General features: G+C 69.5%; 10 protein-coding genes. 7 read left to right on the top strand and 3 right to left on the bottom strand.

Annotated elements, in window-relative coordinates:
* Positions 1 to 211: 211 nt before the first annotated feature.
* The 3 genes from IM25_RS00705 (at position 212) to IM25_RS00695 (ending at position 3,727) form a co-directional block, all read left to right on the top strand.
* Positions 212 to 1,417, top strand: coding sequence for an NAD(P)/FAD-dependent oxidoreductase (locus IM25_RS00705; RefSeq protein ID WP_033096094.1), 1,206 nt, complete (start codon positions 212 to 214; stop codon positions 1,415 to 1,417).
* Positions 1,418 to 1,484: 67 nt separating this feature from the next.
* Complete coding sequence (locus IM25_RS00700; RefSeq protein ID WP_033096093.1) at positions 1,485 to 2,288, top strand: glutamate racemase; 804 nt, start codon at positions 1,485 to 1,487, stop codon at positions 2,286 to 2,288.
* A 188-nt stretch (positions 2,289 to 2,476) separates the two neighbouring features.
* Positions 2,477 to 3,727: an MFS transporter gene (locus tag IM25_RS00695; RefSeq protein WP_016690903.1), complete on the top strand. Its 1,251-nt coding sequence runs from the start codon at positions 2,477 to 2,479 to the stop codon at positions 3,725 to 3,727.
* A 52-nt stretch (positions 3,728 to 3,779) separates the two neighbouring features.
* On the opposite strand, the gene IM25_RS00690 is transcribed toward IM25_RS00695, so the two are convergent.
* Positions 3,780 to 4,835 carry a ferredoxin--NADP reductase gene (locus tag IM25_RS00690; RefSeq protein ID WP_016690904.1) on the bottom strand — a complete coding sequence of 352 codons (1,056 nt, stop codon included), beginning with the start codon at positions 4,833 to 4,835 and terminating at the stop codon, positions 3,780 to 3,782.
* 299 nt (positions 4,836 to 5,134) lie between these two features.
* Between IM25_RS00690 and mdo the strand changes: the two genes are divergently transcribed.
* From mdo to madC, 3 genes are all read left to right on the top strand, one after another.
* Positions 5,135 to 6,406: an NDMA-dependent methanol dehydrogenase gene (gene mdo / locus IM25_RS00685; RefSeq protein WP_016690905.1), complete on the top strand. Its 1,272-nt coding sequence runs from the start codon at positions 5,135 to 5,137 to the stop codon at positions 6,404 to 6,406.
* 80 nt (positions 6,407 to 6,486) lie between these two features.
* Positions 6,487 to 7,575, top strand: a complete 1,089-nt coding sequence (locus IM25_RS00680; RefSeq protein WP_016690906.1) for a MadB family AAA-type ATPase — start codon at positions 6,487 to 6,489, stop codon at positions 7,573 to 7,575.
* A 118-nt stretch (positions 7,576 to 7,693) separates the two neighbouring features.
* Positions 7,694 to 9,148, top strand: coding sequence for a MadC family VWA domain-containing protein (gene madC, locus IM25_RS00675; RefSeq protein ID WP_231911933.1), 1,455 nt, complete (start codon positions 7,694 to 7,696; stop codon positions 9,146 to 9,148).
* 7 nt (positions 9,149 to 9,155) lie between these two features.
* On the opposite strand, the gene IM25_RS00670 is transcribed toward madC, so the two are convergent.
* Entirely contained in the window at positions 9,156 to 9,641 is a 486-nt protein-coding gene (locus tag IM25_RS00670; protein WP_016690908.1) for an SRPBCC family protein, read from the bottom strand.
* Positions 9,642 to 9,695: 54 nt separating this feature from the next.
* Positions 9,696 to 10,055 (bottom strand): ArsR/SmtB family transcription factor, encoded by a 360-nt coding sequence (locus IM25_RS00665; protein ID WP_016690909.1) that lies wholly within the window; start codon positions 10,053 to 10,055, stop codon positions 9,696 to 9,698.
* Positions 10,056 to 10,214: 159 nt separating this feature from the next.
* Between IM25_RS00665 and ggt the strand changes: the two genes are divergently transcribed.
* Positions 10,215 to 12,209 carry a gamma-glutamyltransferase gene (gene ggt / locus IM25_RS00660; RefSeq protein WP_065995644.1) on the top strand — a complete coding sequence of 665 codons (1,995 nt, stop codon included), beginning with the start codon at positions 10,215 to 10,217 and terminating at the stop codon, positions 12,207 to 12,209.
* The last annotated feature ends 141 nt before the right edge of the window (positions 12,210 to 12,350 follow it).

The following is a 12,350-nucleotide window of genomic DNA, read 5'->3' as shown; positions in this document are numbered from 1 at the left end:
GAGGGGCTCCCAGGTAGGTGTACCGGTCGTGTTCCGTGCTCGATCCTGTGCTGGATCCCATTGTCCTCACGGTGCCTCGAACTCTAACGGCCGACGTAGGTCTGTCGCCCGTCGTCGCCGTTTGGTAAGAACGTGGGACGCAGGGTGGGATGCATCACTACCGCGCGGCACGCGCATGCGTGTCACAGACGAAGCGAAGGATGGGCCGAGGGTGTCGAACGAGCGGGAGACCGAGAGTACGCCGGAGCGCGTCGTCGTCGTGGGCGCCGGCCTGGCGGCGGTGCGTACCGCCGAAGAGCTGCGCCGGGCCGGATACGAGGGCGAACTCGTGCTCGTCGGCGACGAGACGCACCTGCCCTACGACCGCCCGCCGCTGTCGAAGGAGGTCCTGCGCGGCGACCGCGACGACACGACCCTCCGTCCCAGCGAGTTCTTCGGCGAGAACCGCATCGAGCTGATGCTCGGTGCCGCGGCTCGCTCGGTCGACACCGCGTCACGCACCCTCACCCTCACCGACGGCACCGAACTCGGCTACGACGAACTCGTGGTCGCCACAGGGCTGCGGCCCCGCCGCATCCCCGGTCTGCCCGATCTGGCGGGGGTCCACGTCCTGCGGTCGCTCGAGGACAGCCGCGCCCTGCGCGAGGCGATCGTTCCGGGTGCCCGCGCGCTGGTCGTCGGTGCCGGGTTCATCGGGTGCGAGGTCGCGGCGAGCCTGCGGGCGCGTGAGGTGGAGGTCGTGCTGGTCGAACCGCAGCCCACCCCGCTCGCGTCGGTGCTCGGTGCCGAGGTCGGTGCTCTCGTCACGCGGCTGCACACCGCCGAGGGCGTCGACGTGCGTGCCGGAGTCGGTCTGTCGGAGATCCGCGGCGACGGGCGTGTCACCTCCGCCGTCCTCGGCGACGGCAGCGAGATCGACGTCGACCTCGTGGTGCTGGGCATCGGTTCGATCCCGGCCACCGAGTGGCTCGAGGGATCGGGTGTCGAGGTCGAGAACGGTGTCGTGTGCGACGGCACGGGCCGCACCTCCACCCCGCACGTGTGGGCGGTCGGCGACGTCGCGTCCTGGCAGGTACCGGCCGGTGGGCGCAGGCGCATCGAGCACTGGACGAACGCCGGCGAGCAGGCATCCGTCCTGGCGAAGACCATCATGGGCGTCGAGGCCGGGGCCGCCGCGCAGGTGCCCTACTTCTGGAGCGACCAGTACGACATCAAGATCCAGGGCCTCGGTGCGGTCACCGCCGACGACACGGTGCACGTCGTGCGCGACGACGGCCGCAAGTTCCTCGCGTACTACGAGCGCGACGGCAGGCTCGTCGGCGCTGTGGGCGGCGGCCTGCCCGCGCTGGTCATGAAGTCGCGCGCGAAGATCGCCGCGGGCGCCCCGATCGACGAGCTGCTCGCAGCGGCGGTCTAGGGGAGTGGGCTGCGCGCCGGAACGACCGCAATCGGGCCGGCCGCGCGCGACCCGCTAGATTCGTAGGGTGATCGTTGCGCTCATCGACTCGGGTCTCGGGCTGTTGCCGACGTCCGCGTGGCTGCGACGGTTGCGTCCCGATCTCGACCTCATGTTGTCGACGGATCCCGACGGCGCCCCGTGGGGCCCGAAGTCTCCGGACTGGGTGATCGACCGGGTCGTCACCACCGCCCGTCGCGCCGTCGATCGCGGCGCCGAGGTGGTCGTGCTCCCGTGCAACACCGCATCGGTGACCGCCCTCGAACACGTCCGGGCCGATCTCGGTCCGTCGGTGCCCGTGGTGGGCACGGTCCCCGCGGTCAAGCCCGCGGCCGCCGCGTGCGATTCGGTGGCGATCTGGGCCACCGCGGCGACCACCGCGAGCAGGTACCAGGCGAATCTGATCGAACAGTTCGCGAACGGGTCCGAGGTCGTCGGCGTGGCGTGTCACGGACTTGCCGACGCCATCGATGCGGGTGATCGGGTGGCCGTCGCCGCAGCGGTCGCCTCCGCGGCCGAGCGCACCCCTCGGGACGTCCAGGGTGTGGTTCTCGGCTGCACCCACTACCCGCTGGTCGCCGACACCATCACCGAACACCTGCCGGCCGGGGTGCGCCTGTTCGACAGCGCGGAGGCCGTCGCACGGCAGACGCTGCGCCGGATCGATGCGCTCGGGCGACCCGCCTCGGGTTCGGGCCGTGTCGAGGTCTTCCGCAGCGGTGTGCCCGGAGAGTTGCCGCCGGCAGCGACGGTCTTCGCCGCCGGTCGCGCCCTGCTCGCGGCGCCCGGCGACATGCGGGACGAGGACGTCGAGGACGCCACCTCCCTCTGAGTGTCCGAGCCGCCCCGGTGGGCGGCCGGAGGAATACTTCGCTGAGCGAAGTATGTTGGTGAAGGGGTGTTCACCGATCCGCGCGGGGGCGCATCGTTCGTCTCCGCGCGGAACACGCCGTTCGTGTCCGCGTGGAACACGCCGTTCGTTTCCCGCGTGGAACGCGCCGATCACCTTATGGAGGTTCGATGACTGCTCCCGTACAGCCCCGCGGCCGCATCCGCTCGTTCGGTTTCGCCGTGGTCGGCCTGGGAGCGTTCACCCTCACCGCGTCGTCGTCGGCACCGTCACCGCTGTATCCCGTCTACCAGCAGATGTGGGGATTCTCCGCGGCGATGCTCACGGTGGTGTTCGCGGTCTACGTGCTCGCACTGCTCGCGGCGCTCGTGACGGTGGGGTCGCTGTCCGACCACGTCGGGCGCAGACCCGTGATCGTGACGGCCCTGCTGCTGCTCGCGGCGAGCATGGTGGTGTTCATCGCCTCCCCGGGCGTGGGGTGGCTGATTCTCGCGCGGATCCTGCAGGGTCTCGCGGTGGGCGCGGCGACGAGCGCGCTGGCCGCCGCCGTGATCGAGATGCAGCCGAACAGACACATCGGCCCGCTGATCAACACCGCGGCGCCGTCGCTCGGCCTCGCGCTCGGCGCGGCGGGAGCGGGCGTGCTCGTGCAGTTCGCGCCGTTCCCGACGGTCCTGAGCTATGCGGTCGTCGGCGTTCTCGCCGTCGTGCTGGCGATTGCGCTGATCTTCGTGCCCGAGACGTCGCCGTCGGTGGGTTTCCCGTCGCGACGCGACGCCCTGCGGAGCCTGGTGCCGAGCGCGTCGGTGCCCCGTGAGGTCCGGGGCCGCTATCTGCTCATCCTGCCCAGCCTGATGTCGGCGTGGGCGCTCGGCGGGCTGTACATGTCGCTGGGACCGTCGATCGTCGACTCGGTGTTCGGTATCGACAACCGTCTCGCTGCGGGCCTGGCGATCGGCACCCTCTTCACGGCGGGCACCGTCGCGGCGACCACCACGGCCCGCCGCGACCCGCATCGCATCGTGGTCCTCGGGGCCGTGCTGCTCGCGACGGGACTGGCCGCGGTGATCACCGCGCTCCTCACGGGATGGGTCGCGGTGTACTACGCGGGTACCGCCGTCGCCGGTTTCGGCTGGGGCTCGACCTTCGTCGCGGCCATGGGCGTCGTCGGCTCGCTCGGCCGACCCCATGAGCGCGGCCGGATCTTCGCGACGACCTTCGTCGTCTGCTACTTCGCGTTCTCGGTGCCCGCGATGGCCGCCGGGGTGGCGGCCGGATCGTTCGGCCTGATGTCCACCGCCGTCGGCTACGGCGTGGTCGTGGCCGTGCTGGCGCTCGTGGCCGGGGTCGGCGTGCTCGTGCGCAAGCCGAAGCCCGACTCCGCCGGGATGCGGGAAGTGCCCGTCCCCGCACGTTCGTAGGGGCCGGGCACTTCCGCAGAGGGAGCGGGCAGCGGGGCGTGCCCCCGCCGGTTCAGAACTCGATCTTGAGGTGGTCGGTCACCGGCCGGGCCTGGCAACCGAGGATGTAGCCAGCCTCGATGTCCTCGGGGTCGAGCACGTCGCAGTTCTCCATCTCGACCTTGCCCTCGAGCACGGTGCACGCGCACGACCCGCATTCGCCCTCCTGGCACGAATACGGCACGTCGATGCCCTTCGCGAGCATGATGTCGACGAGGGTCTGCTTGCGCGGCCACGACAGCTTGTGGACCTCGCCGTCGAGCTCGACCTCGACGGTCGCGGCGTCGGCGGCGTCCTCGTCGCTGACCTCGACCGGCGCCTGGTCGGCGAACGGGTCGCCCGACAGTGAGTTGAAGACCTCGGCGTGCACGCGGGCGCGGGGCATGCCCACGGTGTTCAGGGCCTGGTGGACCGTGTCCATGAACGGTCCGGGGCCGCACATGAACGCCTCGTACGACTCGTAGGGCGCTGCGATCGCCGCGAGCTGGTCGGCCGTGGGCAGACCCTGCACGGACTCGAGCCAGTGCACGACGGTCAGGCGCGTCGGGTACTTCTCCGCGAGCGCCCGCAGCTCCTCGGCGAAGATGACGGACTTCTCGTCGCGGTTGGCGTAGACCAGCACCACCTTGCCGCCGCCCTGGGTGAGCGCGGACTTGAGGATCGAGATCACCGGGGTGATGCCGCTGCCGGCGCCGAACAGCAGGAAGTCGTGGTCGAGCGACTTCGGGGTGAAGACGCCCGCGGGAGGCAGCACCTCGAGGGTCTGTCCGGTCGCGATGTTGTCGCACAGCCAGTTGGATCCGTAGCCGTCGGAGGTGCGCTTGACGGTGACCTTGGGGGCGTCGTCGGTGAACGGCGAGCTCGCGAGCGAGTAGCAGCGGGCCACCGAGCCCGTCCGGTCGCTCGGGATGCGCAGGGTGAGGAACTGGCCGGGCCGGTAGGCGAATTTGTCGCGCAGCTCGTCCGGGACGGCGAACACGATCGACCGCGTGTCGGCGGTCTCCTCGACGACGGCGGACACGGTGAGGATCACCGAGCGTGAGCCGTGGGGCACCTCGACAGTCGTCATGGGTGGGTCTCGTCCTCTCCTGCAAAGATGGCCGCGCACGACCGAATCTAGAACGTGTTCTAATTCAGGTTACCAGCGCGCATGGGATGAGGAAAACGGTACCGGCACTGCTCGGGCGGGTGCGGAGCCCACCCGGTCAGCGGGAGGTCCCCTACCCGAACGGGCGGTGCCCCCGCAGCGACCGGACGGTTTCGGCCGCTGTGTCTTTCACGCCTCGCGACTCTGGTCGATGGTGAATCGCGGATGAGGTCCACATCACACTCCCGATCCGGTACACCCCCTCTGCGAGGAGATACACCATGGCAATCGAGCTCAATCAGATCTGGGACTTCCCGATCAAGGAATTCCATCCCTTCCCCCGCGCGCTGATGGGCGTCGGTGCCCACGACATCCTCGGCGTCGAGGCGAAGAACCTCGGTTTCAAGCGCGCCCTGCTGATGACCACCGGCCTGCGCGGATCGGGGATCATCGAGGAGCTCATCGGCAAGATCGAGTACCAGGGCGTCGAGGTCGTCCTCTACGACAAGGTCGAGTCCAACCCCAAGGACTACAACGTCATGGAGGCCGCGGCGCTCTACCAGAAGGAGAAGTGCGACTCGATCATCTCCGTCGGCGGCGGATCGAGCCACGACGCCGCCAAGGGCGCGCGCGTCGTGATCGCCCACGACGGCCGCAACATCAACGAGTTCGAAGGCTTCGCGAAGTCCACCAACAAGGAGAACCCGCCGCACATCGCCGTCTCCACGACCGCCGGCACCGGCTCCGAGACGTCCTGGGCGTACGTCATCACCGACACCTCCGACATGGACCACCCGCACAAGTGGGTCGGCTTCGACGAGGCCACGATCGTCACCCTCGCGATCGACGACCCGCTGCTCTACTACAGCTGCCCCCAGCACTTCACCGCCTACTGCGGCTTCGACGTCCTCGCCCACGGCTCCGAGCCGTACGTCTCCCGGCTGGACTTCGCGCCGTCGCTGGGCAACGCGCTCTACTCGATCGAGCTGGTCGCGAAGAACCTGCGCGAGGCCGTCTTCGAGCCGCGCAACCTCAAGGCCCGCGAAGGCATGATGAACGCCCAGTACATCGCCGCGCAGGCCTTCAACTCCGGCGGCCTGGGCATCGTGCACTCCATCTCGCACGCAGTCTCCGCCTTCTTCGACAGCCACCACGGCCTCAACAACGCGATCGCGCTGCCCCGCGTGTGGGAGTACAACCTGCCCTCCCGTTACGAGCAGTACGCCCGCATCGCCACCGCGATGGGCGTGGACACCCGCAACATGACCACCGTCCAGGCCGCCGACGCGGCGGTCGAAGCGGCGATCCGTCTCGCGAAGGACGTCGGCATCCCCGACAACTTCGGTCAGGTGCGCACCGACTCGTACGAGAAGAACCAGATGAACACCAAGAAGTACGCGGGTCGCGGAGACACGATCCGCGGCGACGAGAAGACCGTCCGGGCGATCTCCGAGCACATCCAGGACGACTGGTGCACCCCGGGCAATCCCCGCGAGGTCACGGTCGACTCGATGATCCCGGTCGTCGACCACTGCATCAACCGGTCCTACTGAGAACCCGCGCTCCCGGGGCGTCCCCTGCGCCCCGGGAGCGCCCTGCTCCGCTGCGACCACGCCAGACAAGGAGACCCCGGATGACCCCGTTCGCCTCGGGCGCCGAGTTGAAGGATGCGCTGCGCCGGCACGACTACATCGCCGACGACGAGTTCGCGACCGTCGTGCACCTCGCCACCGCACTCGAGCGGCCCCTGCTGCTCGAAGGCCCCGCCGGGGTCGGCAAGACCGAACTGGCCAAGGCGCTCGCCGCGGTCGGCGGCCGGAAACTGGTGCGGCTGCAGTGTTATGAAGGGCTCGACGACAGCCGCGCCCTGTACGAGTGGGACTACGCCAAACAGTTGCTGCACGTGCAGATGCTGCGCGACCGCATCGGCGAACTGCTCGCCGGTCACGCCGACCTCGCGGACGCGTCGAAGTTCCTCGCGCAGCAGGACTTCGGCCTGTACTCGGAGACCTTCCTGTCGGTCCGTCCGCTGCTCGAGGCCGTGCTCTCGGAGGAGCCGGTGGTCCTGCTCGTCGACGAGGTGGATCGCACCGAGGAGTCCATGGAGGCACTGTTGCTCGAGGTGCTCGCCGAACGGCAGGTGACGATCCCCGAGGTCGGCACGTTCACGGCACGGTCCACACCGTGGGTGATCCTGACCTCCAACGACACTCGCGAGTTGTCGCCCGCCCTCAAGCGTCGCTGCCTGCACTACCACGTCGGATACCCGACACCCGAACGTGAACGCGAGATCGTCACCGCCCGGGTGCCGGATGTGCGCCCGGGAACGGCCCACCAGATCGTCGATCTGTCCCGGACCCTGCGCGATCTGCCGCTGCGCAAGAGCCCCTCGATCTCGGAGGTCATCGACGCCGCGCGCGCAGCGACGGTGATGGGACACGACGCCGACGACCCGGATTCGCTGGGCGGCATGCGCGACGTGCTGTTGGCGACCCTGCTCAAGTACACCGGCGACGTCGACCTCGCGAAGACGCGGCTCGGCGGGGCGGCACCGGCAACCGCGACGTCCGAACCGGATATGTCCGAAGCGATTGCGGCCGAACCTGTTCCGTCGCACGAACGTGTGACGGTCGCATCACGCCCGGCGAACACCACGACCTCCGTCTTCCGGGGACGCGGTGGTGGCGGTCGCGATGCCGCGGGCAGCGGACTGCGGGGGTGACCCCGCGATGTACGCATCCCGAGTGGGGCGGGTGTCCACACCCCGGGCGACACGGGTGACCGCGCTCGACGAGCGTCGCCCCCGCTACGTGCTCGACGTGGTGGCGGCGGTGTTCGGCATGCTCCTGCGACGCCACGGTGTCGCGGCGTCACCGGCCGAGAGCATCGAGGTGCGCCGGGTGCTCGACCGGGTCCCCGTCCGCGAGCGGGATTCACTGCGCTCGTGCTTGCGGGCGGTGTGCGCCAAGTACCCGCACGAGAGGGCCGGCTTCGAGCGCGCCTTCGACGAGTTGTTCGGTGCGGTCGACGCCGCCGTCGCCGCGAGCGGCGGCGGTCCCGCCCGCGCGCAGTTCGCGGAGTCACTGCCGGCAGCGCTCGAGATCGGCGACGACCCGAGTGTCGCGCGCTACGCCGAGTACAACGAACGCGCAGCCGAGGTCGGCGACCACTTCGACACCCCGGAGGCCCGCAAGGGATTCAACCCGCACAAGGACGACGACGATGTGTCGATGACATCGTCCGACGCCGATCTGTCGGTGGACACGGGTGCGGACTCGGGCCGTCGCGGCGTCACCTACACCGTCGACGTCGAGAATGCCGCGACCACGACGGTGGGTGATCTGTCCGGTGAACCCGGGGCCGCGGTCGTCGGATCGTTGTCGTGGGACGACCCGGCGTCGATCCTCGCGTGGCTCGACGCCTACGACCCGCACCGCACGTACGGGGAAGAGGTCCTCGACGAACCTCTCTCCGCCTCGCAACTCGCGCGACTCGTGGACGCGGTCGAGGCATTCGTGGCATCGCTCGCCGCCGCGGTGCCGGGGACCGAAGGCGTCGAGGCACCCGAATCGCACGACACCGCCGGTATCGACCGTGCCGAGATCGAGCTCGCATGCCACGAGGTGCTGCGCCGCATGCGCGGACCGGTCCGGCCCCATCCGCGTGAGCGGACCCGCGGACGGCTCGACATGCGCAGGACCGCCCGAGCGGGGATGCGGACCGACGGCGTGCCCTTCCGGCTCGTCGTCCGCGCGCCCCGCCCCGACCGGGTGCGGCTGCTCGTCCTCGCCGACGTCTCGTTGTCGGTCCGTCCGATCACCGCGTTCACGCTCCGGCTCGCCCAGGCGATGCACGGGCGGGCGCACCGATGCCGGGTGGTCGCCTTCGTCGATCGTCCGGTGGACGTGACGACGCAGTTGCTCGCTGCCGGCGGTGACGGTGCTCTGGCCGCCGTACTCGCCCATCCCGCAGTCGATCTCGAAGCGAGCAGCGACTACGGCCGGATGTTCGACGAACTGCTCACCGAGCACTCCGGATCGATCGACGGCCGGACGTCGGTGCTGGTGGTGGGGGACGGGCGCTGCAACGGTCTTCCCCCGCGCACCGATCGGCTCGAGGAACTCCGTCGCCGCGTGCACCGCCTCGCGTGGATCACGCCCGAGCCCGAGCGGTACTGGACGCAGGCAACCTGCGCGATGCCCGACTACGCCGAGGTGTGCGACGAGGTGGTCGTCGCCCGCGACGGCGCGCAACTGCTCGCGCGCGCCGCCGAACTCGGCCACGCCCTGCGGTGAGCGGCGCTCACCGTGTCGCGGACCCGGCCAGCAGCTCCTCGAGTCGTTCGAAGCCCTCGGTCAGGCCGGTCTCCATACCCGATTCCGCCATGCCGTCGCGGGCCTCCTGGCTCGGGTACACGGAATGGCCGACCAGCTTGCAGCGGCCGTTCCCGAGGTCGACGAAGGTGAGCGTCTCGAGGCTCACCACATCCGGGAATCCGAGATATTCGAAGGTCTGGACGATGAGCTCGTTCTCGCGCACGGTGTGGAAGACACCCGCGAAGCGGTAGCTGCCGCCGTCGTCGGAGTGTTCGTAGCGGTACGAACCACCGGTGCGGAGGTCGTACTCCTCGATCTTCATCTCCATGCCGCGCGGGCCGAGCCACTGCGCGACGAGATCGGGGTCCTTGTGGGCACGGAAGACGTCCTCGAGGGGGAAATCGAACTCCCGCTCGTAGTCGATGAAGGGGACGCCCTCGGGGATCGAGAGGGTGACTGCGTTGCTGGTCATGATGGTCCTCCGGAGACCGGGGTGCGCTGTGCACACTGTGAGGATCGGGGTGGGCTACACACCCCGTGGACGATCGGGGGCCGCTTCCCGGGCCAGCACGGCGTCGAGATCGCGGAACTGCTGCTCCTTCACCAACCGGTAGCGGTCGATCCAGGAGGTCAGCATCTCCAGCCGTGCAGGGTTCAGATGGACGGGCCGGCGCTGGGCGTCGCGCGTGCGCGTGACGAGACCGGCGTGTTCGAGCACCCGAATGTGTTTCGAGATCGCCTGCGTGGTGATCTCGAAGGGTTCCGCGAGTTCGGTGACCGTGGCCGGGCCCCGGCTGAGCCGGGCGACGATGCAGCGGCGGACCGGATCGGCCAGTGCGGTGAACGCCAGGTCGAGTGCGGTGTCGTCCGTCTCGTCGTCGTACACGATCGCCTCCGCTTTGTGAACCTTCCGGTTTATCAACCATCCGGTTGAATAAAGGATGCTCCCCGGGGGACGGCCGCGTCAAGGGGTCCGGCGCACGGACGCGAGCCGATCGCGGTCGAATTCCCTACGGCCACTCACGCGCCCGGTTACGGTCGGGGAATGGTCCTGCCCTCGAGAGTCCGGTCCGGTGTCCGCGCGGCCTTCGCCGCGACCGTCTCGATCACCCTCCTCGGCGCGTGTACGTCCGCGTCCGGTGATACGGAATCCGACGGTGCCGCCGATGTGCAGGAGACCGCGGCGGCCGCGACCTGCACCGCCGAACCGAACGGCACCCCGATCACCGACACGCAGCCGACGGAGACCGGGGATCGCGACATCTCCACGAACCCCGAGATCGCGACCGGTTACCGCGCCGGCATGACAGCGGTGACCACCTCCTCCTTCGCCGTGTCGACGGCCAATCCCGTCTCCACCGAAGCAGCGTGTGAGGTCCTGCGCGACGGCGGGACCGCAGCCGACGCACTTGTCGCGGCCCAGATGGTTCTCGGCCTCGTCGAGCCCCAGTCCTCGGGTATCGGCGGTGGAGCGTTCCTGGTCTACTACGACGCCGCGTCCGGTGAGGTGACGGCATACGACGGCCGCGAGACGGCACCGATGTCCGCGACCGAGAACTACCTGCGCTGGATCAGCGACACCGATCGCACCGAACCCCGCCCCGACACGCGTGCGAGCGGCCGGTCGATCGGCGTGCCCGGCGTCGTGCGGATGCTCGAAACCGTCCACGCGGAACACGGGAACGCCGCCTGGGGCGAGTTGTTCCGCCCCGCCATCGATCTCGCCGACCAGGGCATCGTGATCAGCGACCGCCTGGCGCAGTCGATCGCCGATTCCGCCGAACAGCTCGCCGTCGACGACGAGGCGCGCGCCTACTTCCTGCAGGCCGACGGCTCACCCAAGGCCGCGGGTGAGACCCTCACGAATCCCGCCATGGCCAAGACGCTCTCGGCGATCGCCACCGACGGCGCGAATGCCTTCTACACCGGTGACATCGCGGCCGGCATCGTCGAGTCCACCGGCACCGATTTCGGCGGCCGTACACCCGGAACGATGAGCCTCGAGGATCTCGCCGTCTACCAGGCGAAGGAACGGCAACCACTGTGCACCCCCTACCGCGAGTACGAGATCTGCGGCATGCCCAATCCGTCCTCCGGTGGCATGGCGGTCGCGGCGACGCTCGGCATCCTCGAGAACTTCGACCTCGCGTCACTGCCGCCGGGTGATGTCGACGCCGACGGCGGCGTCCCCGACGCGGACGCGGTGCACCTGATCTCCGAGGCCGAACGACTCGCCTACGCCGATCGCGACAAGTACGTCGCCGACGCCGATTTCGTCCCCCTGCCGGGCGGCTCACTGGAGACCCTGGTGGACCCGAACTACCTGTCCGAACGCGCAGGGTTGATCGATCTCGGCAAGAGCATGGGCGAGGCGCAGCCCGGCGACTTCGGTCCGGTCCCGCTCGGTATGCCGCCGCAGAGCCCCGAGCACGGCCCCAGCCACATCTCGGTCGCGGACAGCTACGGCAACGTCGCGTCCATGACGACCACGATCGAGTCGGCCTTCGGCTCGTTCCACATGACCGACGGCTTCCTGCTCAACAACCAGCTCACGGATTTCTCGGCAGAGCCGGTCGACGAGGAGGGACTGCCCGTCGCCAACCGCGTCGAACCCGGCAAGCGGCCGCGCAGCTCGATGGCCCCGACGCTCGTCTTCGAACGCACACCCGACGGTGGTCGCGGCGACATCAGGATGGTGGTCGGGTCGCCGGGCGGTTCGGTGATCATCCAGTTCGTCGTCAAGACGCTCGTGAACACCCTCGACTGGGGCCTCGACCCGCAGCAGGCCGTCTCGGCCGTGTCGTTCGGCGCCGCGAACACCCCCGTCACCGGGGTCGGCGGCGAACATCCGGCGATCGACGGTGCCGACGACGGAGCGAACGATCCGCTCGTGCAGCAGCTCCGCGACATGGGCCACGAGGTGTCCGTCGCCCCGCAGTCCAGTGGATTGAGCGCGCTGCTGCGTCAGGGGCAGGGATGGGTCGGTGGCGCCGACCCCCGCCGCGAGGGCGCCGTGATGGGCGATACCGGCGGGCAGTGACGTATCGGCGCAGAACTGTCGACGTATCGGTGCAGGACTGTCGATGTATCGGTGCACGCCGTAGGGGGAGATCCGCCGCGCGCCGACCCGCTTCGGTGACCTACCCTGTCGGATAGGTGCCGACCTCGCCATCGGTCCGGT

This window comes from Rhodococcus sp. p52, from assembly GCF_000763325.2.
Classification (GTDB): domain Bacteria; phylum Actinomycetota; class Actinomycetes; order Mycobacteriales; family Mycobacteriaceae; genus Rhodococcus; species Rhodococcus pyridinivorans.
Note: the sequence above shows the minus strand (reverse complement) of the source record. Positions and strands in the feature narration are given on the sequence as shown.